The organism is Streptomyces glomeratus, assembly GCF_021462825.1.
Taxonomy (GTDB): Bacteria; Actinomycetota; Actinomycetes; order Streptomycetales; family Streptomycetaceae; genus Streptomyces; species Streptomyces glomeratus.
The window spans coordinates 21,729-47,546 of the sequence record NZ_JAKEEB010000030.1; the positions used below are offsets into that span (position 1 = coordinate 21,729).

At 71.6% G+C, this 25,818-nt stretch carries 26 protein-coding genes; 14 read left to right on the forward strand and 12 right to left on the reverse strand.

Annotated elements, in window-relative coordinates:
* Positions 1 to 26: 26 nt before the first annotated feature.
* From pstS to LZ604_RS27005, 4 genes are all read right to left on the reverse strand, one after another.
* The gene (pstS, locus tag LZ604_RS26990; protein WP_234518163.1) at positions 27 to 1,160 is read right to left on the reverse strand and encodes a phosphate ABC transporter substrate-binding protein PstS; all 1,134 of its coding nucleotides are present in this window, start codon (positions 1,158 to 1,160) and stop codon (positions 27 to 29) included.
* 385 nt (positions 1,161 to 1,545) lie between these two features.
* Complete coding sequence (locus tag LZ604_RS26995) at positions 1,546 to 1,962, reverse strand: NUDIX hydrolase (RefSeq protein WP_234518164.1); 417 nt, start codon at positions 1,960 to 1,962, stop codon at positions 1,546 to 1,548.
* A 169-nt stretch (positions 1,963 to 2,131) separates the two neighbouring features.
* Complete coding sequence (locus tag LZ604_RS27000) at positions 2,132 to 3,244, reverse strand: CHAD domain-containing protein (protein ID WP_234518165.1); 1,113 nt, start codon at positions 3,242 to 3,244, stop codon at positions 2,132 to 2,134.
* Positions 3,225 to 5,639, reverse strand: a complete 2,415-nt coding sequence (locus tag LZ604_RS27005) for an RNA degradosome polyphosphate kinase (RefSeq protein WP_372482206.1) — start codon at positions 5,637 to 5,639, stop codon at positions 3,225 to 3,227. Before LZ604_RS27005 ends, LZ604_RS27000 begins: the two co-directional genes overlap by 20 nt.
* Before the next feature lie 400 nt (positions 5,640 to 6,039).
* On the opposite strand from LZ604_RS27005, the gene LZ604_RS27010 reads away from it, so the two are divergent.
* Genes LZ604_RS27010 through LZ604_RS27030 form a run of 5 tightly spaced genes read left to right on the forward strand, consistent with a single transcriptional unit; the run spans position 6,040 to position 10,541 of the window.
* Positions 6,040 to 6,579 (forward strand): RNA polymerase sigma factor, encoded by a 540-nt coding sequence (locus tag LZ604_RS27010; protein WP_234518167.1) that lies wholly within the window; start codon positions 6,040 to 6,042, stop codon positions 6,577 to 6,579.
* The gene (locus LZ604_RS27015) at positions 6,576 to 7,448 is read left to right on the forward strand and encodes a zf-HC2 domain-containing protein (RefSeq protein ID WP_234518168.1); all 873 of its coding nucleotides are present in this window, start codon (positions 6,576 to 6,578) and stop codon (positions 7,446 to 7,448) included. The genes LZ604_RS27010 and LZ604_RS27015 overlap by 4 nt, the downstream gene beginning before the upstream one ends.
* Entirely contained in the window at positions 7,445 to 8,314 is an 870-nt protein-coding gene (locus tag LZ604_RS27020) for an ABC transporter ATP-binding protein (RefSeq protein ID WP_234518169.1), read from the forward strand. The genes LZ604_RS27015 and LZ604_RS27020 overlap by 4 nt, the downstream gene beginning before the upstream one ends.
* Positions 8,311 to 9,885: an ABC transporter permease gene (locus LZ604_RS27025; RefSeq protein WP_234518170.1), complete on the forward strand. Its 1,575-nt coding sequence runs from the start codon at positions 8,311 to 8,313 to the stop codon at positions 9,883 to 9,885. The genes LZ604_RS27020 and LZ604_RS27025 overlap by 4 nt, the downstream gene beginning before the upstream one ends.
* Positions 9,873 to 10,541, forward strand: a complete 669-nt coding sequence (locus LZ604_RS27030) for an ABC transporter (protein WP_234518171.1) — start codon at positions 9,873 to 9,875, stop codon at positions 10,539 to 10,541. The genes LZ604_RS27025 and LZ604_RS27030 overlap by 13 nt, the downstream gene beginning before the upstream one ends.
* Positions 10,542 to 10,662: 121 nt before the next feature.
* Here LZ604_RS27030 and mshD read toward each other — a convergent pair whose 3' ends face one another.
* From mshD to LZ604_RS27055, 5 genes are all read right to left on the reverse strand, one after another.
* A complete protein-coding gene (gene mshD, locus LZ604_RS27035; RefSeq protein WP_234518173.1) occupies positions 10,663 to 11,601 on the reverse strand; it encodes a mycothiol synthase in 939 nt (312 codons plus the stop codon).
* A 237-nt stretch (positions 11,602 to 11,838) separates the two neighbouring features.
* A complete protein-coding gene (locus LZ604_RS27040) occupies positions 11,839 to 13,287 on the reverse strand; it encodes a sensor histidine kinase (protein WP_234518174.1) in 1,449 nt (482 codons plus the stop codon).
* Positions 13,284 to 14,015: a response regulator transcription factor gene (locus LZ604_RS27045; RefSeq protein WP_234518175.1), complete on the reverse strand. Its 732-nt coding sequence runs from the start codon at positions 14,013 to 14,015 to the stop codon at positions 13,284 to 13,286. The genes LZ604_RS27040 and LZ604_RS27045 overlap by 4 nt, the downstream gene beginning before the upstream one ends.
* Positions 14,016 to 14,401: 386 nt before the next feature.
* Positions 14,402 to 14,701: a hypothetical protein gene (locus LZ604_RS27050; protein ID WP_234518176.1), complete on the reverse strand. Its 300-nt coding sequence runs from the start codon at positions 14,699 to 14,701 to the stop codon at positions 14,402 to 14,404.
* Positions 14,702 to 14,738: 37 nt separating this feature from the next.
* The gene (locus LZ604_RS27055; RefSeq protein ID WP_234518177.1) at positions 14,739 to 15,779 is read right to left on the reverse strand and encodes a S1C family serine protease; all 1,041 of its coding nucleotides are present in this window, start codon (positions 15,777 to 15,779) and stop codon (positions 14,739 to 14,741) included.
* A gap of 415 nt (positions 15,780 to 16,194) precedes the next feature.
* Here LZ604_RS27055 and LZ604_RS27060 point away from each other — a divergent pair, with 415 nt between their 5' ends.
* Positions 16,195 to 17,973, forward strand: a complete 1,779-nt coding sequence (locus LZ604_RS27060) for a trypsin-like serine protease (RefSeq protein ID WP_234518178.1) — start codon at positions 16,195 to 16,197, stop codon at positions 17,971 to 17,973.
* A 148-nt stretch (positions 17,974 to 18,121) separates the two neighbouring features.
* Here LZ604_RS27060 and LZ604_RS27065 read toward each other — a convergent pair whose 3' ends face one another.
* Both LZ604_RS27065 and LZ604_RS27070 read right to left on the reverse strand, forming a co-directional pair.
* Complete coding sequence (locus LZ604_RS27065) at positions 18,122 to 19,147, reverse strand: LacI family DNA-binding transcriptional regulator (protein WP_234518179.1); 1,026 nt, start codon at positions 19,145 to 19,147, stop codon at positions 18,122 to 18,124.
* A gap of 49 nt (positions 19,148 to 19,196) precedes the next feature.
* Positions 19,197 to 19,976 carry a response regulator transcription factor gene (locus LZ604_RS27070; protein WP_234518180.1) on the reverse strand — a complete coding sequence of 260 codons (780 nt, stop codon included), beginning with the start codon at positions 19,974 to 19,976 and terminating at the stop codon, positions 19,197 to 19,199.
* 252 nt (positions 19,977 to 20,228) lie between these two features.
* Here LZ604_RS27070 and LZ604_RS27075 point away from each other — a divergent pair, with 252 nt between their 5' ends.
* The 8 genes from LZ604_RS27075 to LZ604_RS27105 all read left to right on the forward strand — a co-directional run bounded on the left by LZ604_RS27075 (position 20,229) and on the right by LZ604_RS27105 (position 25,502).
* Positions 20,229 to 21,083, forward strand: coding sequence for an alpha/beta hydrolase (locus LZ604_RS27075; RefSeq protein WP_234518181.1), 855 nt, complete (start codon positions 20,229 to 20,231; stop codon positions 21,081 to 21,083).
* Between the two features lie 37 nt (positions 21,084 to 21,120).
* Positions 21,121 to 21,375: a MoaD/ThiS family protein gene (locus LZ604_RS27080; protein WP_234518253.1), complete on the forward strand. Its 255-nt coding sequence runs from the start codon at positions 21,121 to 21,123 to the stop codon at positions 21,373 to 21,375.
* A 3-nt stretch (positions 21,376 to 21,378) separates the two neighbouring features.
* Positions 21,379 to 22,599, forward strand: coding sequence for a hypothetical protein (locus LZ604_RS27085; protein WP_234518182.1), 1,221 nt, complete (start codon positions 21,379 to 21,381; stop codon positions 22,597 to 22,599).
* Positions 22,600 to 22,736: 137 nt separating this feature from the next.
* Positions 22,737 to 23,474, forward strand: coding sequence for an LmeA family phospholipid-binding protein (locus tag LZ604_RS27090; RefSeq protein WP_234518184.1), 738 nt, complete (start codon positions 22,737 to 22,739; stop codon positions 23,472 to 23,474).
* A gap of 295 nt (positions 23,475 to 23,769) precedes the next feature.
* On the forward strand, positions 23,770 to 23,850 hold the full coding sequence (locus LZ604_RS36370) for an Ms5788A family Cys-rich leader peptide (RefSeq protein WP_351335063.1): 81 nt from the start codon (positions 23,770 to 23,772) through the stop codon (positions 23,848 to 23,850).
* A 138-nt stretch (positions 23,851 to 23,988) separates the two neighbouring features.
* The gene (locus LZ604_RS27095) at positions 23,989 to 24,834 is read left to right on the forward strand and encodes a sulfurtransferase (RefSeq protein ID WP_234518186.1); all 846 of its coding nucleotides are present in this window, start codon (positions 23,989 to 23,991) and stop codon (positions 24,832 to 24,834) included.
* Positions 24,835 to 24,868: 34 nt separating this feature from the next.
* Positions 24,869 to 25,156: a DUF1416 domain-containing protein gene (locus LZ604_RS27100; RefSeq protein ID WP_020122955.1), complete on the forward strand. Its 288-nt coding sequence runs from the start codon at positions 24,869 to 24,871 to the stop codon at positions 25,154 to 25,156.
* Positions 25,157 to 25,244: 88 nt separating this feature from the next.
* Positions 25,245 to 25,502, forward strand: coding sequence for a DUF3099 domain-containing protein (locus LZ604_RS27105; RefSeq protein ID WP_234518189.1), 258 nt, complete (start codon positions 25,245 to 25,247; stop codon positions 25,500 to 25,502).
* Positions 25,503 to 25,539: 37 nt separating this feature from the next.
* Here the strand turns inward: LZ604_RS27105 and LZ604_RS27110 are convergent, their stop codons facing one another.
* Positions 25,540 to 25,773: a hypothetical protein gene (locus LZ604_RS27110; RefSeq protein WP_234518191.1), complete on the reverse strand. Its 234-nt coding sequence runs from the start codon at positions 25,771 to 25,773 to the stop codon at positions 25,540 to 25,542.
* Between the last annotated feature and the right edge of the window lie 45 nt (positions 25,774 to 25,818).

Below are 25,818 nucleotides of genomic sequence, written 5' to 3' on the forward strand. Positions count from 1 at the left end.
CGTGAGGGGGCGGGCCGCACATCGGGTCAGCTCAGGCTCGAGATGGTCTCGCGAACCTTGGAGTTGATCTCGGCGGGGATCGGCGCGTACTTGGCCTCGGCCAGCTGGTTCTGGCCGTCCTCGGACGCGGTGTAGGTGAGGAAGGACTTCACGGCCGCCAGGGTGTCGGCCTTGTTGCCCTTGTCGCAGACGACCTCGTAGGTGACCAGGGTCAGCGGGTAGGCGCCGGCCTCGGTGGGCTGGTAGTTGAGCTTCAGGGCCAGGTCCTTGCCGGTGCCGGCGACCTGGGCGGTCGCGATGGCCTTGGTGGCGTTCTCGACGGTGGCCTTGGCCGGGGTGGAGGCGCCGGTCTTGAGGTCGGCCGCCTTGATGCCGTCAGCGGCGTAGGAGAGCTCGAAGTACGCGATCGCACCCGAGGTCTGCTTGACCTGCTGGGCGAGGCCGGAGGAGCCCTGCGCGGACTGGCCGCCCTTCGCCTGCCAGGCCTTGCCGCCCGAGTACGGCCAGTCGCTCTTCGCGGTGGCGATCAGGTACTTGGTGAAGTTGTCCGTGGTGCCGGACTCGTCGGAGCGGTGGAACGCCTGGATCTTGAGGGCCGGCAGCTTGACGCCCGGGTTCAGCTTGCTGATCGCCGTGTCGTTCCACATCTTGATCTTGCCGTTGAAGATCTTGGCGATCGTGGAGGGGTCGAGGACCAGGCTGTCGACGCCCGGGACGTTGAAGCCGACCGCGATCGGGCCGCCGACCATGGGCAGGTCGATGGCCTGGCCGCCGGTGCAGACCTTCTTGGAGTCGGCGATCTGCTCGGGCTTCAGCGCCGAGTCGGAGCCGGCGAACGCGGTCTGGCCGCCGAGGAACGCGGTGACGCCGGCGCCCGAACCGGTCGGGTTGTAGTTGATCTGCACGTCGTGGCAGGCCTGGGTGTACTGCTTGACCCACGCGTCGATCGCGTTCTTCTGCGCGGAAGAGCCGGAGGCCTGGAGCTGGCCCTTGGCGTTGTCGCACTTGATGGAGGAGGTGCTGGACGCCGACGTCGAGCTGCCGCCGGTGCTGCTCTTGCCGGTGTCGTCGGAGCCGCACGCCGTCAGGGCCAGGGCGCCGGAGACGGCGACAGCACCGAGAGAAAGGGCGCGAAGCCGGTTCTTGCGCTGAAGCATCACTTTCGGAAGTTCCTTCCAGGAGCCGCCGTCCGTGGCGGCGTGCGAGGGGTGCGGTAGCCCGTCAGGGCTGCCGTGACTGGAAATGCGACAGCACGCCTCATGCGCGCTTCGCACCGTGTACGGCCGAAATTAGGCAGAACAGGTGAAGCTGCCGATGGTCGAGAGTGAACGGAAGGTGAACCCCTGCGGTCGGTGTGGTTAGGTCACGGAACGCTTACGTCTCGGACACGAGGGCATTCCGGCGGCCGAGTCGCAACAAGGGGCGGCTGGCCTGCGCTTTTCGGTCGATGCGGGCTGCCTCCGGCTGCTCACGCGGGCTCCCATGCCTCGAGTGGACGCAGGTGTCGCTCCGCGTACCGGATGCCCCTTTCAGGGGTCTCGATGCTTATGTCAGGTTGAGTACGTTCAGGAAGGCGTCGACCAGTTGTCTGTCGCGCGGCTGGGTCAGACGGGCCCGGGCCGCGGCAGGCGAAAGCCACAGGATGCGGTCGACCTCGTGGTTCGGAGCGAAGGAGCCCCCCGCCGCCTCGGCCGCCCAGTAGTGGACCTGCTTGGGGCGGCCGGCCACCTCGTACCACGCGGTGGGCAGGCGCGCGCCGGGGACGGCGGTGTATCCCGTCTCCTCCTCCACCTCGCGCAGCGCACCCGCGAGCGGGTCCTCACCACGCTTGAGCTTGCCCTTCGGGTGGGACCAGTCGTCGTACTTGGGCCGGTGGACCAGACAGATCTCCAGCGCGCCGTCGACGGGCGAGCGGCGCCACAGGACACAGCCCGCCGCGCGGATGGTGTCGTCGTCGGTCATCGGGTGCTCCGGCTCCTCTCTCGCGCCGCGCGGCACCTCTCGCCCTGCCGGGTGGCGCTGCCGGTCGTGACTGCCGTGCCGTTCCGTGCGATGCCGTGCCGTGCCGTCGTACGCGTGCCCGTCGCCGGGCGCCTGCGGAGTGCCCGTCGCCGGGCGCCTGCGGAGGCGCCTACGGAGTACCCACCGTCTGCTTCTGCCATGACTGCTGGAACGCGAACCTGGCCGCCTCCACCTCGTGGCGCTGGTCGGCGTGCAGCACACCCAGGGCGTACGCCGTCGCCGGGGCGATGCGCGGGGTGCGCGCAGCCGCCGCGGCGGCCGCGGCCGCCTCCGAGGCGTCCCGGTGCCGGTTCAGGGCCTGGCCCGCCGTCAGCAGCCGTACGTCGACGGGCGCGTTCTCCCCGTACAGCACCTCCCGGGCGTAGCGGTGCAGGCGCAGCAGCAGCCGGACCTGGTGCCAGGGACCGTCCTGCGGGTGCGGGGCCGGGTCGGGGGAGAGGCCGTGGATCAGCGCCTCCGCGTTGTACGGGTGGCCCGCGGTGATCAGCGGCAGCGCGGCAACCGCGTCGCACAGCCGCTCCTCCGCGGCGGCGGCCAGCGGGCGCAGGTCGGCGGTGGCCGCGGCGGACGTGAGCGGCACCTCGCTGGCGAGGACGGCGACGCTGTCCGCCACCGCGTGGAACCGGCTGGAGCCGAGAGCCTGGAGGGCCGCGGAGTGGGCGCGCGTCCGGGCCAGGGTCAGCTGGCGCTCCAGCAGGGCACCCGCCTTGGCCGCGCCGACGGTCAGATTGCCCCGCTCCGGGACGCCGGGCTGGCTGCGCGTCCCGGTGCCGGACTCCGCCGCGACCCCCGGCTGCGCGGGGAAGACCGAGGATCCCGACAGCCGGTGCAGGGCGAGCAGCAGCCGCTCGAGCCGGGCCGCGTACGCGTGCTCGCGGGCGAGGGTGCCCGACAGCCAGGCGAGTTCGGGACGCATCGCCTCCGACCAGTCGGCGTCCAGGAGCGGGCGGAACGTGTGGAGCGTGCCGCTGATGCGGCGAGCCGAGCGGCGCAGGGCGAGCGCCGCGTCGCCGGAGGCGTCCATGCCGTTCCCCCCGACTCCCGGCTCCACCCCCACTCTCGACCTCGCATGAGCGGGGGTGCCCCCACCGGCACCGGTCTCCCGGTGCTGCCGCAGCGAGCGGAGGAACTCCGTGGCCTGGGCCCGCAGATAGCCCGCGAGGGCGTCCCCGGTGGGCCCGGCCGTGGGGTCGGTGGGGGGATCAAGGTGTTGCTGTGCCACGCCGGCGCCTCCGGGCGTCTATGAGCATCTCCTGGATGTTCCGCAGGGGGTGGCCGTCCCCATCGGTCGCGTGCCGGGTCCACTCGCCGTCCGGTCCCAGGTGCCAGGAGGCCGTGGAGTCGGACATGCCGGTCTCGAAGAGCCGGTTGAGGGCCGCCCGGTGCGACGGGTCGGTGACCCTGACGAGTGCTTCGATGCGGCGGTCGAGGTTGCGGTGCATCATGTCGGCGCTGCCGATCCACACCTCGGGCTCACCGCCGTTTCCGAACACGAAGACGCGCGAGTGTTCGAGGAAGCGGCCGAGGATGGACCGCACCCGTATGTTCTCCGACATGCCGGTGACGCCCGGGCGCAGCGCGCAGATGCCGCGCACCCACACCTCGACCGGCACGCCCGCCTGCGACGCGCGGTAGAGCGCGTCGATGATCGCCTCGTCCACCATCGAGTTGACCTTGATTCGGACGCACGCGGGCCGGCCGGCCCGGTGGTGCTGGATCTCCTGGTTGATCCGGGAGATCAGGCCGTCGCGCAGGGACTTGGGGGCCACCAGCAGCCGGCGGTAGGTCTCACGGCGGGAGTAGCCGGAGAGCCTGTTGAACAGGTCGGACAGGTCCGCGCCGACCTGCTGATCGGCGGTCAGCAGCCCCAGGTCCTCGTACAGACGGGCGGTCTTGGGGTGGTAGTTGCCCGTGCCGACATGGCTGTAGCGGCGGAGCGTTTCGCCTTCCTGCCGCACGACCAGCGAGAGCTTGCAGTGCGTCTTCAGACCGACGAGTCCGTAGACGACATGGCAGCCCGCTTCCTCCAGCTTGCGAGCCCACTTGATGTTGGCCTGCTCGTCGAAGCGGGCCTTGATCTCGACCAGTACGAGGACCTGCTTGCCGGACTCGGCCGCGTCGATGAGCGCGTCGACGATCGGCGAGGTCTCCGAGGTCCGGTACAGCGTCTGCTTGATGGCGAGCACGTCCGGGTCGGCGGCCGCCTGCTCGAGGAAGGCCTGCACCGACGTGGAGAAGCTGTCGTACGGGTGGTGCAGCAGGATGTCCCGGTCCCGCATGGCCGCGAAGATGTCGGGTGCGGACGCCGACTCGACCTCGGCGAGGTCACGGGGGGTGACCGGGACGGACTTCGGGTACTTCAGTTCGGGCCGGTCGAGGTTCGCGATGCCGAAGAGGCCTGTGAGGTCCAGGGGACCCGGCAGCGGGTACACCTCTGCCTCGGAGATCTTCAGCTCGCGGATCAGCAGGTCGAGCACGTACCGGTCGATGGACTCCTCGACTTCCAGGCGCACCGGCGGCCCGAAGCGGCGCCGCATGAGCTCCTTCTCCAGGGCCTGGAGCAGGTTCTCGGCGTCGTCCTCCTCGACCTCGAGGTCCTCGTTGCGGGTGATGCGGAAGGTGTGGTGCTCCAGCACCTCCATGCCCGGGAACAGCTCCTCCAGGTGCGCGGCGATGACGTCCTCGATGGGGACGTAGCGCTGCGGGGATGCCTCCAGGAAGCGGGAGAGCAGCGGCGGCACCTTGACGCGCGCGAAGTGGCGGTGGCCGGAGACCGGGTTGCGCACGACGACCGCGAGGTTGAGCGAGAGGCCCGAGATGTACGGGAAGGGGTGCGCGGGGTCGACGGCCAGCGGGGTGAGCACCGGGAAGATCTGATGGCGGAAGAGCGTGAACAGGCGCGCCTGCTCCTTGTCCGTCAGCTCGTTCCAGCGGACCAGGTGGATGCCCTCCTCCGCGAGCGCGGGGGCGACGTCCTCGTGGAAGCAGGCCGCGTGGCGGGCCATGAGCTCGCGCGAGCGGGCCCAGATCATCTCCAGCACCTCGCGGGGCTGGAGACCGGACGCCGAGCGGGTGGCGACACCGGTGGCGATACGGCGCTTCAGACCCGCCACCCGGACCATGAAGAACTCGTCCAGGTTGCTGGCGAAGATCGCCAGGAACTTCGCGCGTTCCAGAAGGGGTGTGTTCGGGTCCTCGGCCAGCTCGAGTACGCGCTCGTTGAACTGGAGCCAGCTGCGTTCCCGGTCGAGGAAGCGGCCCGGCGGGAGCTGGGCGCCCTCGCTCACCTCGTACGCGTCGAGGTCGGCGTCGATGTCGGGTTCGAGTTCGGAGACCGTCGCGGCCACGGTGTGCGGGCGGTGCGCGGCGATGGAACCCACGGAGGGCTGCTGATTCTGCACGGTCGCGCGACCCGTGGGCTCTCCCTCACGGGGAGTGGCGGGGGAGGACTGGGCCGGTGCCTGGGCGTTCTGCTGGCTCATGAATCCATTCTTCCGCGCCAACCGGGTGACGGGCGCGTCGGAGACGGCGGGCAGTGGCGCGGCAGACGGACGCCCGCGTTCCGCACCGGCCCCGTTGCGAGGCGGTGGTGGCGGCTCAGGCAGGGCGGTGTTCATTGGCTGAGCGTCGCAAGCTCGTCTGAATCAATGGTTACGGCGACATGACGTGCGGGATAGCGAGGGGAGGCTCGCGGACGTCTAGAGGGAGCGCGGCGGCGTACGAGGGGGCTGGACGAGGCCTATGCGCCGTCGCGGACCGGAGGGACGGTGGCGGCGGGCCGCCTGGGGAGGCGGGTGGCGGGGAGGTGGACGGCGACGGGGATGGGGGCGGACGGCGGCGCGGGTGGCCGGGAGGCGGACGGCGACGGGGAGGGCCGCGGACGGGGCGGACGGCGGCGGGAGGCTGCCGGGGCGGTGGACGGAGGCGGGCACGGCCCGGCGGCAGGAGCCTGCCGGGCTCGCCGAAGATCTCTGCCGGGGTGTGAACCGTTCGCGAGGGCTCATCCGATGAAGGGGCGTGAGGGAAACGAGAAGTGACGGGGAGCTGCTGCGTGCCGCGGCAGACGGGGACCGTCGCGCCTTCGAGGAGCTGTACCGGCGGTATGCGCCGTGGCTCACGGCACGGCTGCGCGGCCGCTGCGCCGACCCCGGGGTCGTGGACGACGTCGTGCAGGAGACGTTCCTGGCGGTCTGGCACGGCACCGCGCGGTACCGCGAGGACGGCGACGTGTCCGGCTGGCTCTGGCGCATCGGCGCCCGACGGCTGGTGGACGCGCTGCGCGGCGACGGCGCACGCGGCCGGCTGCGCCAGACACTGGCGCGGCTGCGGCACCGGCACGAGGCCTCCGCGGAGGAGCGCGTCCTGGCCGGAGTGGAGCACGGCGACCTGGCGGGAGCACTGATACGGCTCTCGCCCGAGCTGAGGGCCGTCCTCCAGGCGACGGTGATCGACGGACTCACGACCAGGGAGGCGGCCGTCCTGCTCGGCATTCCTCCCGGCACGGTCAAGACACGGGCGCTGCGGGCGCGCAAGCGGCTGCGGGAGGAGCTGGCATGAGGGATGTGAAGAGCGACGGCGCCGCATGGCACGCGGACGCCGAGGACCTCCGCGCCTATGCGCGCGGAGAGCTGGAGGCACCCCGGCTGTGGTCCGTGGACACACACCTGGCCGCCTGCGCACCCTGCCGTCAGGCACTCGCCGAGGCCGGCGACCCGCTCGCCGTGGACCTCGGCTGGGAGCGGCTCGACGCCGAACTGGACGCGCCCCGGCCGGGTCCCGTCGAGGCGCTGCTGACCCGGTTCGGGGTGGCCGACCACATCGCGCGGCTGCTTGCCGCGACCCCCGTGCTGCGCGCGTCCTGGCTCGGCGCGGTCATGCTGGTCCTGGCCATGACCGTGGCGAGTGTGTACGCGATGGACTCGCCGACGGTGTTCCTCGCCCTGGCCCCGCTGCTGCCTCTCGCGGGCGTCGCCCTGTCGTACGGACCGGCTCTCGACCCGACCTACGAGATGACGGTGGTCGCCCCGCTGCACGGCTTCCGCCTGCTGATGATCCGTACGGTCGCGGTGCTGGTGGCGAGCCTCGGGCTGAACGGCCTGGCGACGCTCGCCCTCCCGCTCTACGGACTGCATGCCCTGTCCTGGTTGCTGCCCGGCCTCGCCCTGACCGCGACGGGACTCGCGCTGACCGCCCGGCTGGGCCCGGTCCTCGCCCCGGCCCTGGTCAGCGGCGTCTGGGTCGCCCTGCTGGTGGTGGCCGAGGCGACCGTACACGGGACGCCCCTGCCGTTCACGGCTCCGGGCCAGGGGGTGGCCGCGGCGGTCGCGGTCGTCTCGGCCGTCCTGCTGCACCGCCTGCGTGACCGCTTCGACGCCTCGCCGGCCCACCCCTTGTCCACCGACTTCGCCCACAGGAGCACCTCATGACCACGGCCCCCACCGTCTCGGCCTCCGGCCTGACCGTGCGCTACGGCGGCAGGCCCGCTCTGGACGACGTCTCCCTGTGCCTCCACGAGGGTGTCACCGGCCTGCTCGGGCCCAACGGCGCGGGCAAGACGACCCTGCTACGGGTGCTCGCCACCGCCGTGCCCGCCGACCGGGGCTCGTTCACCGTCCTCGGGCACGACCCGGGCACGGCCGCCGGCCGTCAGGAGGTGCGGCGCCTGCTCGGCTATCTGCCGCAGACCCCGGGCTTCCACCCGGACTTCACGGCCTTCGCGTTCGTCGACTACGTGGCGATCCTCAAGGAGCTCACGGACCGGGCCGGACGCCACCGCGAGGTGCGGCGTGTGCTCGAGGCCGTCGGTCTCTCGGATGTACGGGCCAGACGCATCAAGCGGTTGTCCGGCGGTATGCGCCAGCGCGTCGCGCTGGCCGCCGCGCTCGTGGGCGACCCCCGCCTGCTGCTCCTCGACGAACCGACCGTCGGTCTCGACCCCGAACAGCGCATGCGCTTCAGGGAGGTGATCGCCGAGGCGGGCGAGGGCCGGACGGTGCTGCTGTCCACCCATCAGACCGAGGACGTGGCGATGCTGTGCCACCGCGTGATCGTGACGGCCCACGGCCGGCTCCGCTTCGAGGGCACCCCGGCCGAGCTGACCGCACGGGCGGCAGGCCGGGTGTGGAGCAGTACGGAACGCGACCCGGGCGCCCGCGCCGGCTGGCGTACGGGCATGGGCACGTTCCGCAACGTCGGCGACCCGCCCAAGGGTGCCGAGCTCCTCGAACCGACCCTGGAGGACGGCTACTTGCTGGTCCTCGACGGCGAGCCCGCGGAGGTGGCGTCCGTATGAGCACGGTCATCGACAAGGCCCCGGCGGTCGCCGCGCCGGTGCGGACCGGGCGCCACTCGGCCGCAGCCGTCCTCGCCCTGGCGCGCTTCGAGGCCCGCGAACTCCTGCTCCAGATCCCCGTGTTCGTGTTCTTCTTGCTGTACATCGGGCACGCCCTGTGGAAGCTGTTCCTCCCCGGGGACGGCATGGACGACTATCCGGCCCTGCAGAGCGTCGACCGCAGCTCCCAGTCCGTCCTGCCGTTCCTGGCCGTCGCGGTCCTGATGTGTGTGAACGTGGCCGCTCTGCGGTCCCGGCGCCACGGCACGGACGGGCACTTCGACGTCCTGGTCATGGAGCCCTGGCGGCGTACGGTGGCGCACGCGCTGTCCGTGGTGCCCTTCGCGGCGGTCACCGCCCTGGTCGTCGCCGTCCAGTTCGGCCGGGCGGCCCTGAAGCCCGGGGCGGCGGGTCATGGATCGCCGGCGGAACTGGCGGTGGGACCACTGGTGGTGCTGCTGGCCGGGGTGCTGGGGGTGCTGATCGCACGCCTCTGCCCCAGCATCGTCGGTGGTCCGCTGTTCATAGTCGTCGGATTCGCCACATTCCTGACCGCCTCCGTGGTCACGGGGGAGAAGGAGCACTGGCTGAACTGGCTGTATCCGGTCGTCTCCGAGAACGGCGCCGATCCGATCCCCTCCGACCTCCTGGGCCGCCCGGCCGCCTGGCACGCCCTGTACCTGCTGGGGCTGACCGCGCTGCTGCTGTGTGCCGCGGCACTGGTGAGCGGGGGACGCACCCGCCTGCTGAAGGCGCTCACGGTGGTCGCGCTCGGCGCCACGGCCGCGGGGATCGCCGGTCAGTCCCCGGGCCACGAGGCCCGGCTGACCGCGGCGCGCACGCAGGTGAACCGTACGCCGGGACGGTTCCAGTCGTGCGTGGTGCACGGCCGCTCGACGTACTGCTCGTTCCCGGAGTGGACCGGCTGGCGGGACGACTGGGCGCGGGTCGCCGACCGGGTCCAGCGTCTCGCGGGCGGGGGCGCCGGCGGGGAACGGCTGACCATCCGGCAGCGGATACCGCTGATCTACGACCTGAGCAGTGATGCCGCCCTGACGCCCTTGAGCACGCCGGGTGAGGTGACCGTCGGCACACGGTGGGGCGGAAGCCGCGTCCCCGAGTTCGCCGTCGGTGTCGCCTCGGTCCTTGTCGCCGGGGACGAGCAGGCGGTGTCCCGTGTGTGCGACGCCCGCGTGATCACCGTCATGTGGCTGGCGCTGGCCGCTCAGGACGATCCGGCGGCCGCGTTCCGCGCCGTCCGCCTGGACGACAGCACGGCGGGCTCCGCCCTCGCGCTGGCCCCCACGGAACCGGTCCCCATGAGTGCGGAACAGACCCGGATCGTCCGGGAACTGCTCAGGCAGCCGCGCTACAGCGTGACGGCCAGGGTGAAGGCCCACTGGACGGAGCTGACGTCCCCGAAGACATCGGAGGCCCGGGTGGCGGAACTGCTGGGTGTGCCGGGGGCGGCCGACGGGGCGCGCAACGGGTCCGGCAAGGGTGCCGACGAGGGGGCGTGGTGTCAGCAGTAGCCGACGGGTGCCTGCGGGTTCCGGTCCTTCTCCCGCCGGTGTGGCGCGCTCTGCCCTGGCGGGCGCTGGGTGCCGCGGCCGGGGCGGGCCTGGCTGCCGCCGCGGTCGCACGGCTGGTGCCCGGCGGGCCCGACCCGGCGTTCGCCCTGGTCCTGCTGCGGTGCGCCGCGGTCGCCTTCGCGCTGGGCCTGGCGTTCCTGCTGGACGATCCGGCACGGCACATCACCGCGGCCGTGCCGACCCGGCGAGCGGTGCGGACCGGACTGAGGATGGCACTAGCCGTCCCGCTCGCCGCGGTGTGCTGGACGGTGGCCCTGCTGCTGATACCGGGCCGTACACGGCCCCCGGCGGGTGATGTCACGCTCGAGGCGGCGGTGCTCGCGGCGCTGGCGCTCACCGGCGCCGCGGCCGCCGTGCGGTGCACCGATGAGCCGCAACCGGGAGCGGCCGTGGCGGTGACGTCGGCGGCCGGTACGGCGCTCGCGCTGCTGCTTCCCGAGCGCTGGGCACTGTTCGTCGCGGCGGGCTCCCCCGACTGGGCGGTGGCGCATCAGCGCTGGGCCGCACTGCTGGCACTCACCGTGGCGGCGGGGACGGCACTGCTGCCGGAACCTCTGCGCAGAGGCCCGTCGTTGGCACTCCGGCCCCCTCACTGACCCGGTCACCCCCGGCAGGAGCCCAGCCCCCGGCCCACCGCACCGACCCACCGCACCCGGCCCACCCCCACCGGCCTGCCCCCCGGCCTACCCCACCAGGCACTACGGCCCCTCGGGTCCCTCAGGTCTCCGTTCGGTACATCAGATCCGTCTCGTATGTGGCGAAGCCCAGCCGCTCGTACACCGTGAGCGCGGCCGCGTTGTCCGCGTCGACGTAGAGCATGGCGGTCGGCAAGCCCTGGGCGGTCAGGTGCCGCAGGCCGATCGTGGTGAGGGCACGGCCCAGGCCGCCGCCCTGTGCGCCGGGCCGGACACCGAGGACGTACACCTCGCCGAGCTGTTCCTCGGCGTGGACCTTGGTCCAGTGGAAGCCGACGAGCTCGAGGCCGTGCTCGCCCTCGCGTTCCGCGAGGAAGAAGCCCCGGGGGTCGAACCACGGCTCGGCCTTGCGGTCGTCGAGATCGCGCTGGGTGACGGAGCCCTGCTCGGGGTGGTGGGCGAAAGCCGCCGCGTTGACGGCGAGCCAGGCCGCGTCGTCCTGGCCGGGGACGAAGGTGCGGACGGTGACACCGTCGGGCAGCTTCGGCTCGACCAGCTCGAGCTGGTCCAACGGGCGGCGCAGCTGGCGCAGTTCACGGAAGAGGGTGAGACCGAGGACCTGGGCCAGGTGCCGGGCCGCCGAGTGACCGCCGTGTGCCCATACCCGCAGCCGCTTGCCGGAGGCTGCCAGAAGCGCGGAGCCCAGCGCCCGGCCGTGCCCATGGCCGCGGTGCGAGGGGTGCACGACCAGTTCGGCGGCCGGGGCCTCCACCGGGTCGGTGTCCTCCAGCTGGGCGTATCCGACGAGCGTCTCCCCGACCGTCAGCAGCAGATGGGAGACGCCCTCACGCTCACCGCCGCGCAGTTGCAACCGTCCCTGTTCGGACACCGCCTGTTGTCCGTCGATCCGGGCGGCGTCGGCGAGCAGTTCTAGTACGGCCTCGGCCTGCGCGGGCGAGAGTGCGCTGACCGTCTCCAGGGAGCGGGTCAGTGCCGGGCGGGCGTCGTCGTCGCTGGTCATGGATACGAGGGTAAAGGGCGGGCCGGGGGGAGGGGAGGAGATGGAGGAGGGCGGGAGAGATCCGTCGAATGCGGTACCCCGATCACCGCCGCCTCGGCGATGACGTCGGCGTCCTGCACGGCCGAGGCGGGATCACCGCCGCCTCGGCGATGACGTCGGCGTCCTGCACGGCCGAGGCGGGGCAAGCCCGGGGCGGTCGGCGGTTCCGGGTACCCCTGGGCGGGTCAGGCCGGCCGTCTACTCGTCCGGACTCGGCGGCGGCGGTGTCGGTGCCCCCGGCAGCCGTACCGTCGCCACAGTGCCCCCGCCCTCCGCCGGCCGCAGGGACACCTCGCCACCGGCCTGCTGGACCGTGCGGGCCACGATGGACAGGCCCAGGCCCGAGCCGGGCAGCGCGCGGGCCGAGGGGGAGCGCCAGAAGCGGTCGAAGACGTGCGGGAGTTCCTCGGCCGCGATGCCGGGGCCGTGGTCGCGGACCGTCAGTACGCCGTCCGTGAGGGCGACCTCGATCGTGCCGCCCTCGGGGCTGAACTTCACCGCGTTGTCGAGGATGTTCACAACCGCCCGCTCCAGCGCGGACGGCTCCGCTCGTACGTACCAGGGCTGGAGGCCCGCCATGATCGTCAGCTCGGGACCGCGCAGCCGGGCGCGGCGCAGGGCGTTCTCGACGGTGTCCTGCAACTCCACCACCTGGGTCTTGCCGGCGTGCAGGCCCTTCTCGGGACGGGACAGCTCCTGCAGGTCGCCGATCAGCGAGGCCAGTTCCGTCATCTGTGCCTTCACCGAGGCGAGCAGTGCCCTGCGGTCCTCCGCAGGCAGCGGACGGCCCGTCTCCTCGCTGCGGGTGAGGAGTTCGATGTTCGTCCGCAGGGAGGTGAGCGGTGTGCGCAGCTCGTGACCCGCGTCCGCGATCAGCTGCTGCTGTAGCTCCCGGGAGCTGGCGAGGGCCGAGGTCATCGAGTTGAAGGAGCGGGACAGACGGGCGATCTCGTCCTCGCTGTCCTCGTCCACCGGGATCCGCGTGGTCAGGTCCTCCGTGCGCGCGATGTGTTCGACGGCCTCCGTCAGCTTGTCGACGGGGCGCAGGCCCGCACGGGCCACGGCCAGGCCGACTGCACCGGCGCCCACGACGCCGAGGCCGGAGACGATGAGGAGGATCACGGCGAGGTCGTTGAGCGTCTTGTTGGTGTCCTTCAGGGGGTACGCCAAGGTCAGGGCATAGCCCTGGTACACCGTCGGGTCGCCCGGAGTGTCGGCGAGCAGGGGCGTCGTCAGCACCCGTACCGGTTCGCCCTTGCTGTCGACGCTGTTGTGGAGGACGCCGTGGATCGGATTCCGGGCGATCTCGATGTCGTCGTGGGTCGGTTTTACGAGGCCGGTCGAGTTCGGAAAGATGCAGGCCTGGCCGCTGGCATTGATCACCTGCGTGTAGTGGGTGTTGAGATCGGGGCCGCGGTCGTCCTGCGGGGAGGGCGTGGTCGAGCAGTCGCCCAGGACACGTGCCAGGCCCCCCGGCCGGATCGGCCCGCTGGAAGACCTCAGATCGCTGTCGACCTGGGCGTACAGCTTGCCCTGGACGATGAACCAGCAGCTCACCGACACCGCCGCCACCCCGAACGCCACCGCCGCCGCCACCAGCAGGGCGAGCCGGGAGCGCAGCGGCAGAGAGCGGAGACGCTTGATCACTCGGCGCCGCCCTGTCGCAGGACATAGCCCACACCGCGCACCGTGTGCACCAGGCGGGGTTCGCCGCCCGCCTCCGTCTTGCGGCGCAGGTACATCACGTACACGTCGAGGGAGTTCGACGACGGCTCGAAGTCGAAGCCCCAGACCGCCTTGAGGATCTGTTCGCGGGTCAGCACCTGGCGCGGGTGTGCCATGAACATCTCCAGCAGTGTGAACTCGGTGCGGGTCAGTTCCACGGCTCGCCCGCCCCGTGTGACCTCGCGTGTCGCCAGGTCCATCCGGAGGTCGGCGAAGGTCAGCGCCTCGTCCTCCGGGCTGCCGACCGCCGTGGCCGCGTAGCCGCTGCGGCGGAGCAGGGCGCGGATACGGGCGAACAGCTCGTCGAGTTCGAACGGTTTGACCAGGTAGTCGTCCGCCCCGGCATCGAGACCGGTGACGCGGTCGCCGACCGTGTCGCGGGCCGTGAGCATGAGGATGGGGGTGGTGGAGCCCGCCCCGCGCATCCGGCGGGCGGCGGTGAGGCCGTCCATCCGGGGCATCTGGATGTCCAGGACGACCAGGTCGGGCTGGTACGCCGTCGCCTTCTCCAGTGCGTCCCCGCCGTCCACGGCGACCTCGGTGTCATAGCCCTCGAAGGCGAGGCTGCGCTGGAGTGCTTCGCGGACCGCCGGCTCGTCGTCGACGATCAGGATGCGCTGGAGTTCACGGTCGCCTTCGGCGGGGCTCATGGAGGTGAGTTCCTAGGGGTGCGACGGGACGGGGCTGAACGTCTTCAGCCTCGCATGTTTCCCGGCGGTGACGGAAAGGGCCGGACGGGTGCCGGCGCCGGGTTCGTACGCCGTACGGAGGGGCGAGGGCCGGCGCCGGGGCATGTGCGGAGGTGGATCGGACGGGTGCCGGTGGTGCGGACCGGTGCGGATGGTGCGGACGGGTGCGGGTGGTGCTCGCGGGTGCGAGTGATGCTGGCGGGTGCGTGATGCTGGCGGGTGCGTGGTGCGGGCGGGTGCCGGGGGGTGCCTGTGGGATCCGGGTCCGGTTTCCGGTGCGGTTTCGGGTGCGGTTGGGCGGACCGGCCGAGTGCCGGGGCCGGGGCCGGGGCCGTGCGGTGTGCGGGTCAGTTCAGCGCCAGGGTGAGCCGGCTCAGCGGCACCACCTTGCAGCGGTGCGGGCGCACGGCGTCGGTTCGCCGCAGGCCCATCATCTGGGGGACCGGCACCACCGGGACCCGAGTGCCCGGTGCGCGCAGCTCGTACGTCCTCCGCAGAGGCGCCGTGAAGCTCACGACGGTGCGGAGTTCGTACGCCTCCGGAGCGGGGGCCGCCGGGCTGTGGAGTTCGTAGGCCACGGCCAGGGCCAGGGAGACCCCGGCGGGGCCGACGGGGGTGGTCGTCTCGTGCAGTACCTGCTTGATCATGTCGTGCTCCTTACCAGCCGCCCTACCGGGCGCCCGCTCAGCTCCGGGATCCGGAGCGGAGCGTCTTCAGGTCGGACTTGACGGTGTTGATCGGGATGGCGAAGCCGAGGCCCACGCTGCCGGCGCTCGACGAGGTGGAGTCCGAACCGGCCGAGTACATCGCCGAGTTGATGCCGATGACATTGCCGTTCATGTCGATGAGGGCGCCGCCGGAGTTGCCCGGGTTGAGGGACGCGTCCGTCTGGATCGCCCTGTAGGTGGTGGTGGAGGGCCCGGTGTCGCCGTTGAAATGGCGGCCGCCGAACTCGAACGGCCACTGGCCGTTGCCCTGGCCCTGGTTCTCGTCGGTCGAGACGGTGACGTCGCGGTTGAGGGACGAGACGATGCCGCTGGTGACCGTGCCGGTGAGGCCCTCGGGGGAACCGATCGCCACGACCTGGTCGCCGACCTGGATGCCGTCGGAGTTGCCCAGCGTGGCGGCCTTCAGTTTCGAGGCGCCCTCCGCCTTGATGAGCGCGAGGTCCTTCTTGCTGTCCGTGCCGACGACCTGGGCGGTGTAGGACCTGCCGCTGCTCGTGGTCACCTTGATCGAGGACGCGCCGGAGACGACGTGGTTGTTGGTGACGATCTCGCCGTCGCCGGTGACGATCACGCCGGAGCCGGTCGACTCGCCGGTGTTGGACGTGGCGCTGATCTCCACGATGCTCGGGCTGACCGCGGCGGCCACTCCCGCCACCGTGCCCTTCTTGCTCGACGGCACCACGGTGGTGCTGGTCGAGCTGGAGGGGACGGTGCTCTTGCCGGTGAGTTCCTGGATGCCGAACGCCGTGCCGCCCCCGATCGCCGCGGCGACGATCGCCACGGCGGCGAGGAGGGCGAGCGGCCCCTTCGCACGCTTCTTCGACGTGGCCGAGGGGTCCGGCTCGAACGGGGCCGAGGGGCCCGGCTCGAACGCCGGCGGGGGCGGCCACTCCGGGTTCACGGGGGAAGAGACGTGCTGCTGCCGGGGGTGCGCGGACTGGCGCCCGTCACCCTGGGGGTACTGGTCCTCGCCGCTGCGGCGGAAGCTCTCGGTCATGTAAGAGAGAGTGTCCCGCGATCATGAGAGCCGTCTGAGTCGCCGCTGAGAAGCCCGACAGAACCGCGTATGCCCGTTGTAAGGGCGTCTCCGGACGAGGGCGTCTCCGGGAGCCCAGGGGTTCACGGGCCAGTGAGGCAAAGGAAACCACGGATGTCCCCGAGGTGAGAGCACGGGGTGCGGCGGCCGAACGTTTGTCTGAGACCTGTGAAGCCGGTGTGCCGGAAGGGCGCCCGAGGCTACGATCACGGCCACCTGAGGGGGGCTCCGCGGTTTTGCCCGACTGCGCCGCGCGGTTTCGCGCCGCGCCGCGTCGGGCCGGTGCGTCGTACGCCCTTCCCGGGCCCTTGCCTACGACACATCCCAGGAGCCCTGAGTGATACGTGCCCTGCGCGGCCGCTGGAGACGCCCCACCGTGGCACTTCCCGCGGCCGCCCTCGCGCTGGCCCTGACCGGCGCCGGCGCCCTGGCGGCCCAGTCGGCGGTGGCCGCCGGCGGACTTCCCAGGCCGGCCGCCGCCGAAGGACTCCCCACCCCCGGAGCCCTCCCGCATCGGACCGCCGTTCCCAAGCCGGCCGCCTCCTCCGAGGAACTGCACGAACGACTGCTCAACGCCGCCAGGAGCCAGGCCGCCGAGAACGAACGGCAGAAGCAGCAGACGGCCGCCAAGGCGCCCGCCGCCACCGCCGATGCGAACAAGGTGTCGCCGTTCATCATCGGCGGCACCGAGACGACGATCGCCTCGGCGCCCTGGATGGTCCAGCTCGGTTACTACGACCCTGCCACCGGCAAGGGCTACTTCTGCGGCGGCACCCTGGTCGCCCCGAACAAGGTCCTCACCGCCGCCCACTGCGTCGCGGGCCTGAACTGGCCCGCGAACGGTGTCGTGCGGAGCGGCTCCGCCGACCTCGACGGCGGAACCGCGGTGGGTGTGCTGCGTCAGTGGAGCCACCCCCGCTACAACCCGGACACCATCCGGAACGACATCGCGGTCCTCACCCTCGACCAGCCGCTGGAGCAGCAGTGGCTGCAGCTGGCCGCGTCGAACGACAGCGCGCTCTACCAGCCCGGCACCCCCGCCACCGTCTACGGGTGGGGCCTCACCTCGGGTGCCGACGGCGCCCAGCTGTCGGCCACGCTGCGCAAGGTGAGCCTGCCGCTGGTCGCCGACGCGACCTGCAACAGCGCGATGCAGACGGTCATCGGCGCGGACTACTTCGCCGAGGGCTCGATGATCTGCGCCGGCACTCCGGCCACCGGCACCGACGAGGGCACCAAGAGCACCTGCAGCGGCGACTCCGGCGGCCCGCTCGTGGTCGGCGGCAAGATCGTCGGTGTGGTCTCGTGGGGGGTCGCGGGCTGCACGGGCAAGGGCGCCTACCCGGTCTTCACCAAGGTCTCCTCGTACACCTGGGCCGCGCAGCCCCGCATCGACGACACGGACCTGTCCTACGACGGCCGCGCCGACCTGCTGGAGCGCACCCCGTCCGGAGGCCTGTTCGAGCAGGACAGCAAGGGCACCTCGCTCACCCAGCGCTCCTACGGCAGCAACGGCTGGCAGAACGCCGGCTGGGCTCTCCAGGCCGACCTGGACCGCGACTACTACCAGGACCTGATCGTCCGCGACAAGGGCGACGGCAAGCTGTACCGCAGCTACATGGACCACGCGTCCGGGCAGTTCACCTGGATGCAGATCAGCACGGTGTGGGGCGGCTACAAGTCGTACGCCATCCCCGGTGACCTGACCGGTGACGCCCGCCCCGACCTGGTCGCGGCGGACACGGACGGCTCGGTCTACCTGTACCCGGGCAAGGGGAACGGCCAGTTCTACGGCCGCGTCAAGGTCGTCGACCGGGCCTGGAAGGGTGTGAAGCTCTTCGGTCACGGCGACCTGTCCGGCGACGGCAAGGCCGACCTGCTGGTCCGCTCCACCGACGGCACCCTGTGGCTGTACCGGGGCACCCAGCAGGAGCACACCCCGTGGTCGACCCGGATCAAGGCGCGTACGGGCTGGAACTTCACCTCGAACGTCACGAACGGCGATGTGACGGGCGACGGCATCGCCGACGTCATCACCCGTGACTCCGGCGGCACCCTGTGGCTGTACCCCGGCACCAACAAGGCGTCCTCGTCCCTGTTCGGCTCGCGGATCAAGCTCGGCACCGGTTACAACCAGTACAACCTGCTGTTCTGAGTGTTCCCGGCAGCCTCTGCACCACTGCCTCAGCGACGGCCCGCCGGCGATCCGGCGGGCCGTCGCCTTCCCCGCACATGGCGCCGGGACGGGCCGTCTCGTGTGGTCCGGCGGCGGCAGGACCGGCCGTCTGCCCTGATCGGGTGGCTCAGTCCTGGCACCCGCAGGACCGGCGCACCACCAGCCGCGACGGGAACTGCCTGACCCGCTCGCGTCGTGAGCCGGCCACGCGCAGGCCGTCGTCGAGGACGAGGTCCACGGCCGCCCGGGCCATCGCCGACCGGTCCGAGGCCACCGTCGTCAGCGGCGGATCCGTGAGCGCCGCCTCCTTGACGTCGTCGAAGCCCGCCACGGCCAGCTCGCCCGGCACGTCGATGCGCAGCTCGCGTGCCGCGCGCAGCACGCCGATCGCCTGGTCGTCGGTGGAGCAGAAGATGGCCGGCGGCCGGTTCGGCCCGGACAGCAGCTCAAGGCCCACCTGATACGCGTCGTAGCGGTTGTACGCCGCCTCGAACAGCCGGCCCTCCGTCGGGAGCCCGGCCTCCCCCATCGCTCGCCGCCAGCCCTCGACGTGGTCGGAGACGGGGTCGCCGACCGCCGGGGTCTCCGCGGTGCCGCCCATGCAGGCGACGTACTCGTAGCCGTGCTCCAGCAGGTGGCGTACGGCGAGCTGGGCGCCACCGAGGTCATCGGTGACGACCGCGACGTCGTCGATCGCCTCGGGGCGCTCGTGCAGCAGCACCACCCGGGCGTCCCAGGCGTCGATCTCGGCGGCGGCGTGGTCGTTGAGCGCGTGGCTGACCAGGATCAGCCCGGAGACGCGCATACCGAGGAAGGCCCGCAGATAGTGGACCTCGCGCTCGGCCACATAGTCGGTGTTGCCGACCAGCACCATCTTTCCCCGCTCGGCGGCGGCCTGCTCGACCGCGTGCGTCATCTCGCCGAAGAAGGGCTGGCGCGCATCCGGGACGATCATGCCTATGAGGTCCGTGCGCCGCGACGCCATCGCCTGGGCGACCCGGTCGGGCCGGTACCCCAGCTCCTTGATCGCGGCGAGGACACGCTCGCGCGTGGCCGGGGCGACCGGCCGGGGTCCGTTGTTGATGACGTAGCTCACGACCGCCGTGGAAGTTCCCGCCAGCCGCGCCACATCGTCCCGAGTCACCTTGGCCACGCGCGGAGTCTACGCGGATGGACCGCCTCTGGGCAGGGCTTACGCGGTTCTATGCCTCAGCCGTGACCTCGGCCGCGGACACGGCTGCCGTCTCGTCCGCTTCCGTGGCCTTCGGCTGGCCCGCCTTCGGCTTCGTCTCCTCGGCCGCGCGGTCCGCCTTCTCCGGGGTCACGAACCGGTAGCCGACGTTCCGGACGGTGCCGATCAGCGACTCGTGCTCGGGGCCGAGCTTGGCGCGCAGCCGTCGTACATGGACGTCGACCGTGCGCGTGCCGCCGAAGTAGTCGTAGCCCCAGACCTCCTGGAGCAGCTGGGCGCGGGTGAAGACGCGGCCCGGGTGCTGCGCGAGGTACTTCAGGAGCTCGAACTCCTTGAAGGTGAGGTCGAGGACCCGGCCCTTGAGCTTGGCGCTGTAGGTCGCCTCGTCCACGGACAGGTCACCGTTGCGGATCTCCATCGGGGAGTCGTCGTTGACGATCTGCTGGCGGCCCATGGCCAGCCGCAGCCGCGCCTCCACCTCGGCCGGCCCCGCGGTGTCCAGCAGGACGTCGTCGATGCCCCAGTCGGCGGTGACCGCGGCGAGACCGCCCTCGGTGACGACGAGGATCAGGGGACAGCCGGGGCCGGTCGAGCGCAGCAGCTGGCACAGGCTGCGGACCTGCGGGAGGTCCCGTCGCCCGTCGACCAGGATCACGTCGGCGCCCGGGGTGTCGACGAGAGCGGGGCCTTCCGCCGGAGCCACTCGCACGTTGTGCAGGAGCAGGCCGAGCGCCGGAAGCACCTCCGTCGACGGCTGGAGAGCATTGGTCAGGAGCAGCAGGGAACTCATCGCACCTCTCCCGCTTTGGTCGTCATACGTCCGTGCACGGTTCGCTCGCCCATAACGTCTGGTTCCTCCTCGGTCCCTTCGAGGACGTATGCGGCACTGCTTCGTACGGTGCGAGTCCCGGCCTCTGGGCCCCGCTATGCGTTCGACAACCCGTACACCTGCGGTTTCCCGCTTCGTATACAACGCCTCCGAAAGCACGAAAGGACCCGGGGGCTACGCTGCCCGAGTCCTCTGCCCAGCAGAATAGCCCACATGAGCGCTGGTCGGGCAGGTCACGCGGCATCATTCGCAGTACGTCCGGAGTCCGAGACGGCCCGTCGGCCGCCTTCGCGGACCTTTCTGCGCACGGTCGACGGGGTCTCGATCGACGCCGCATACAATCCTGGCTCCTCCGTACACGACACCGGACGTACATCCGCCGGCCACCTGCGGGATCTTGTATTCGTCGTCGCGCACGGCTTCACCGGCGATCTGGAACGGCCTCATGTGCGCCGGATCGCGGGCGTCCTCGCCGGGCACGGAGCGGTGGTCACCTTCTCCTTCCGCGGGCACGGGACTTCGGGGGGACGCTCGACGGTCGGCGACCGGGAGGTGCACGACCTGGCGGCCGCTGTGCGCTGGGCACGCGAGCTGGGACACTCCCGGGTGGTGACCGTCGGCTTCTCGATGGGCGGGTCGGTGGTGCTGCGGCACGCGGCGCAGCCCCAGGAGGGCACGGGCCCGGACGCGGTGGTGGCCGTCAGCGCCCCCGCCCGCTGGTACTACCGCGGTACGGCCCCCATGCGGCGGGTGCACTGGCTGGTGACCCGGCCCGCGGGCCGCCTCGTGGGCCGCTACGGCCTGCGTACCCGTATCCACCACCGGGACTGGGACCCGGTTCCCCTTTCCCCGGTGCAGTCCGTACCGCTGATCGCGCCGGTCCCGCTGCTGATCGTGCACGGCGACCGGGACGGCTATTTCCCCGTCGACCACCCGCGGATGCTGGCGAACGCCGCCCCCGGACACGCCGAACTGTGGCTGGAGCCCGGCATGGGCCATGCCGAGCACGCCAGCGACGACGGCCTGATGGCCCGGATCGGGGCGTGGGCGGTCTCGCGCGCGGGCTAGCCTGACGGTGTTCACCACGACCGAGTTGAGGAAGCAGATGGCAAAGGGCACGGTGCGCTACTGGGCCGCCGCCAAGGCCGCGGCCGGGACCGCCGAGGAGCCGTACGACGCGATCACGCTCGCGGAGGCGCTCGACGCGGCCCGCGAGCGACACCCCGGCGAACTCGTCCGTGTCCTGCGACGATGCTCCTTCCTCGTCGACGGTGACCCCGTCGGGACCCGCGCGCATGAGACGGTTCGGCTGGCCGAGGGCGGCACGGTCGAGGTGCTCCCGCCGTTCGCAGGAGGATGAGCGATGAGCAACCAGCCCCATGAGGGATACGACCCGGGCTACGACCCCTACCGGCAGCACGGGCATCAGCAGCCGGGATACCCGCACCAGGCGCAGCAGCCGGGATACCCGCAGCAGGCGCAGCAGCCGGGATACGAGCAGCAGGGATACCAGCAGCAGGGATATCCCCAGCAGGCGCAGCAGCAGGAGTGGTACGACCCGAACGGGCCCGCCTATCCCCATCAGCAGCCGCAGCAGCAGCCGTATCCACAGCAACAACCCCAGCAGAGCCAGCAGCACCAGCAGCACCCTCAGCCACATATGCAGCAACCGCAGCAGTGGGACGGACAGTGGCAGGGACCGGCCTACGGGCAGCCGCTGCCGCAGGAGACGCCGGTGTACGAGCCCCACGGCCACGCCATGCCCGCCACCGGCGGTCACGCCGCCACGGCGACCGCCGCGCACCCCGCCGCCGTCGACCGCTCCGCGCTTCCCGCGAACCAGCGGGCCCGGCTCGAGGGCCGTTCGCCGATCATCGAGCCCGGACTCCAGCCCGCCGCGCTCACCGCGGGCCTCGGGGTGCTGCTCGCCGGTGCCGCGGCCCTCGGGATCTACGCCCTCGTCGTACCGCTCGTGCTGCTCCAGGCCCTGACGGCCGCCGGATGGTTCCGGCTGAACGGCATGTGGCCCGCCCGGCAGGGCATCGCGCTGGCGTTCCTGGGCGCGGTCACCGCGGATGTCGCGCTGCTCGTGGCCGGCCGGGAGCAGGCGCCCGCCGCGATCCTGGGCACCCTCGGCGTCTGGGTGCTGCTGTCCCTCGTCCTGCAACTGCGGTCGCACGCCGATCCGGACACTCGGATGTACGGCCTGATGGCGACGGTCGCCTCGGCCGCGCTGTCGATCGTCGCGGCCGGGCACCTCGCGGCCTCGCCGCACGCCGTCACGGTGAGCGCCCTCGCGGTCGCCGCCGCCGTTCTGGCGCGTGCGCTGCCGCTGCCGACCGCGGCCTCGGTGGTCGTGGCTCTGCTGGCGGCGGCGGGTGCCGGCATCGCGATGGGCGGGGCGACGGGCCTTGGCACATCCGGAGCCTTCCTGGGCCTCGGCGCGGGCGTCTGTGCCCTGATCGGCCACCGGGTCGCCTCCTACGACTACCCGTCCCGCTTCGTCCACTTCACGGCGGGCGTCGCCCTGCCGCTGACGGCGGCGGCACCGGTGGTCTGGGTGCTGGGGCGCGCTCTCGGCTAGGGGCGCCTGCGGTGCGTGTCACAGGTGATCCACAATCCGGTGGCCGCCACAGCGCGCGGGGTTACAGTCGCGCTCGGCGGCCACCCGGTCGTCAGTGACCTGTCGTGGACGACTGCCGAGGTGGGGGAACACCGAGCATGCGCGCACTGCGAATACTGCTGATCGTCGCCGTGATCCTGGGAGGGCTCTTCGCGATCGTGGACCGGGTGGCGGTCCACTTCGCCGAGGGCAAGGTGGCCGACAAGCTGAAGACCACCGAGAACCTGGCCACCACCCCGGACGTGTCCATCAACGGCTTCCCCTTCCTCACCCAGGTCGCCGACGGGGAGCTGGACGACGTAGAGATCGGCATCAAGGACTACGAGGCGGCCACCGGCAACGGCGGCGAGCACGTCCGTATAGACGACCTCCACGCGCATATGAAGGGCGTCAGGTTCTCCGGCGACTACAGCTCCGCCACCGCGGCCGACGCCACCGGCACCGCGCTCATCACCTACGACGAGCTGCTCAGGAAGGCCAAGTCGGAGCCCACCGACGTGGGGCTCGGCGTGATGGCCCGGGTGACCGGCCTGTCGGACGGCGGTAACGGCAAGATCAAGGTGGCGCTCACGATCCAGGCCCCCGGCTTCAAGACGTCGAAGCCCGTCTCCGTGCTCAGCTCGGCCACGGTCCGGGGCAACACCGTCCAGGTGCACGCGGACGGGCTGCCCCAGCTCCCGGGGCTCCAGTTCCTCGAGAACCGGTTCCGTACCGTTGCCGACTTCCAGCAGGGGATCGCCCGGCTGCCCGGCGGTATCCGCCTCGACCGGGTGCGGGCGACCAAGGACGGCGTGGAGATCACGGCGAAGGGTTCGGACGTCAGTCTGGCGGGGTAGCACGGAAGACGGCTCCGGCCCGACGGGCGAGGGGCCCGGGACGAAGGGGGCCAGGACGAAGAGCCCAGCACCAGGGCCCCCGGGCGGAGAGGCCCCGGTTCCGGGTGTCCACGGGCCGAGGTGTCCGAGGGGCGAGACGGCTCGTCCGTACCGCAGATGACGTGACGGGCGCGGGCGGCCCGGAGCCGTCCGGCGGCCGTCGGATCGCACATCCTTTCTCGCATGCCGGACGATCGCATCTCAACATACGACACGCCGGTGACATGCCCGGCGATCCGTCCCTACGATCGACCCCATGCAGCGACAGGCGGATCTCACGAAGCGGCGGGCAGTAGACCTGTGCCGCGTCGCCGCCATGCTCTGTCGCCCCTTCTGAGCGGGAACCCCTTCCCGTAATCACCGGCCCCGCGCCCGACCCCGGGGCCATCCTGCGCCGTGTACGCCCGGCCCGACCGCGTACCCGCGCCCCTTCGCACCCGCACCACCGCCGCAACTGCCCCGGAGGAGAAAGCGCATGAGCCGCAGCGACGTCCTGGTCGACGCCGACTGGCTTCAGGACCACCTCAACGACCCCACCATCGCGATCGTCGAGGTGGACGAGGACACGTCCGCATACGAGAAGAACCACATCAGGAACGCGATCCGCATCGACTGGACGAAGGATCTCCAGGACCCGGTCCGCCGCGACTTCATCGACCAGGCCGGCTTCGAGAAGCTCCTGTCGGAGAAGGGCATCGCCAACGAGCACACGGTGATCCTCTACGGCGGCAACAACAACTGGTTCGCGTCGTACGCCTACTGGTACTTCAAGCTGTACGGCCACGAGAACGTGAAGCTGCTCGACGGCGGCCGCAAGAAGTGGGAGCTGGACGCCCGCGAGCTGGTCGACGGCACCGAGGTGCCCGAGCGCCCGGCCACCGAGTACAAGGCCAAGCCGCAGGACACCTCCATCCGCGCCTTCCGTGACGACGTCGTGGCCGCGATCGGCGCCGAGAACCTGGTCGACGTCCGCTCGCCCGACGAGTTCTCCGGCAAGCTGCTCGCCCCGGCGCACCTGCCGCAGGAGCAGTCGCAGCGCCCGGGCCACGTCCCGACCGCCCGTAACATCCCGTGGTCGAAGAACGCCAACGACGACGGCACGTTCAAGTCGGACGAGGAGCTCAAGAAGCTGTACGCCGAGGAGAACGTCGACCTCGCCAAGGACACCATCGCCTACTGCCGCATCGGTGAGCGCTCCGCGCTGACCTGGTTCGTCCTGCACGAGCTGCTCGAGGTCCCGAACGTCAAGAACTACGACGGCTCCTGGACCGAGTACGGCTCCCTCGTCGGTGTCCCGATCGAGCTGGGCGCCGCCAAGTAATCCCGGACCCCGGACCTACCCCGAAGGAAGAACCATGTGTGGAGCGAAGGCCGGCGGCCCCGACGCCTCGACGATCAAGCCCGGTGAGACCACCATCCAGGGTCAGGTGACCCGCGACGGCGAGCCCGTCGTCGGCTACGTGCGCCTGCTGGACTCGACCGGCGAGTTCACCGCCGAGGTCCCGACCTCGGCAACCGGACAGTTCCGCTTCTACGCGGCCGAGGGCACCTGGACGGTACGCGCCCTGGTGCCGGGCGCCACCGCGGACCGTACGGTCGTTGCCCAGCAGGGCGGTCTCGCGGAGGTCGCGATCGCCGTCTGAGCAGGACCGGCACAGCCGGAAGGGCCGCACTCTCGGGTTGGACGCCTCGGGTGCGGTCCTTCCGCATGTCCGGGGGCATAGTGAAGGTATGTACGCACGACGACGTCACGTGTACTTCGCCATGATGGGCACCTGCCTGGTGCTCTTCGTTCTGGCCTGGGGAGTCGTGCGTCTGTGGTCCGTCCCGGCGGCCGTGGCGATGTGTGTGGTCGCCATGGTGATACCGCCGCTGGCGGCGGTGGTGGCGAACCGGCGCGGCCCCGACGACCGCTGGTGGGACGACCCGTCCGGGGACCCGAAGTCAGACGAGTGGTGGGACGAGCTGGACGGGAAGAAACGGCACTAGGAGGGCCTGTCCGGCGGATCGGATCCCCCGGAATGGCTCAGTTCCTGGACGCTGCCCGGGTGAAGACCCACAGCGCGAGGATCAGCGTGATGGGATGGGCGGCCGCCGACCACGGCTGCGGCACCCGGTGCCGGGCCCCCACCACGCCGGCAGCGAGCAGGAGCCGGCTGAACGACAGCCACGGCCGCTTGACCAGGCTGCCGCACACCGCGCCCAACCGGCTTGCGGAGTTCCGTCTGGCCGCCGACCCGCCCGACCCCGTCGACCCCATGGCCGAACCCCAGCCATTCACAGAGCGCCTCACCGGCGCACCCGT

Bases quoted from the DNA above. Each gene is read 5' to 3' on its own strand.
- LZ604_RS26995 (WP_234518164.1), bottom strand. From the start codon at position 1,962: ATGACCGACGACGACACCATCCGCGCGGCGGGCTGTGTCCTGTGGCGC.
- LZ604_RS27005 (WP_372482206.1), bottom strand. From the start codon at position 5,639: ATGAACACCGCCCTGCCTGAGCCGCCACCACCGCCTCGCAACGGGGCC.
- LZ604_RS27015 (WP_234518168.1), top strand. From the start codon at position 6,576: ATGAGGGATGTGAAGAGCGACGGCGCCGCATGGCACGCGGACGCCGAG.
- LZ604_RS27020 (WP_234518169.1), top strand. From the start codon at position 7,445: ATGACCACGGCCCCCACCGTCTCGGCCTCCGGCCTGACCGTGCGCTAC.
- LZ604_RS27025 (WP_234518170.1), top strand. From the start codon at position 8,311: ATGAGCACGGTCATCGACAAGGCCCCGGCGGTCGCCGCGCCGGTGCGG.
- mshD (WP_234518173.1), bottom strand. From the start codon at position 11,601: ATGACCAGCGACGACGACGCCCGCCCGGCACTGACCCGCTCCCTGGAG.
- LZ604_RS27045 (WP_234518175.1), bottom strand. From the start codon at position 14,015: ATGAGCCCCGCCGAAGGCGACCGTGAACTCCAGCGCATCCTGATCGTC.
- LZ604_RS27050 (WP_234518176.1), bottom strand. From the start codon at position 14,701: ATGATCAAGCAGGTACTGCACGAGACGACCACCCCCGTCGGCCCCGCC.
- LZ604_RS27055 (WP_234518177.1), bottom strand. From the start codon at position 15,779: ATGACCGAGAGCTTCCGCCGCAGCGGCGAGGACCAGTACCCCCAGGGT.
- LZ604_RS27070 (WP_234518180.1), bottom strand. From the start codon at position 19,976: ATGAGTTCCCTGCTGCTCCTGACCAATGCTCTCCAGCCGTCGACGGAG.
- LZ604_RS27075 (WP_234518181.1), top strand. From the start codon at position 20,229: ATGAGCGCTGGTCGGGCAGGTCACGCGGCATCATTCGCAGTACGTCCG.
- LZ604_RS27080 (WP_234518253.1), top strand. From the start codon at position 21,121: ATGGCAAAGGGCACGGTGCGCTACTGGGCCGCCGCCAAGGCCGCGGCC.
- LZ604_RS27085 (WP_234518182.1), top strand. From the start codon at position 21,379: ATGAGCAACCAGCCCCATGAGGGATACGACCCGGGCTACGACCCCTAC.
- LZ604_RS27090 (WP_234518184.1), top strand. From the start codon at position 22,737: ATGCGCGCACTGCGAATACTGCTGATCGTCGCCGTGATCCTGGGAGGG.
- LZ604_RS36370 (WP_351335063.1), top strand. From the start codon at position 23,770: ATGCAGCGACAGGCGGATCTCACGAAGCGGCGGGCAGTAGACCTGTGC.
- LZ604_RS27095 (WP_234518186.1), top strand. From the start codon at position 23,989: ATGAGCCGCAGCGACGTCCTGGTCGACGCCGACTGGCTTCAGGACCAC.
- LZ604_RS27100 (WP_020122955.1), top strand. From the start codon at position 24,869: ATGTGTGGAGCGAAGGCCGGCGGCCCCGACGCCTCGACGATCAAGCCC.
- LZ604_RS27105 (WP_234518189.1), top strand. From the start codon at position 25,245: ATGTACGCACGACGACGTCACGTGTACTTCGCCATGATGGGCACCTGC.
- LZ604_RS27110 (WP_234518191.1), bottom strand. From the start codon at position 25,773: ATGGGGTCGACGGGGTCGGGCGGGTCGGCGGCCAGACGGAACTCCGCA.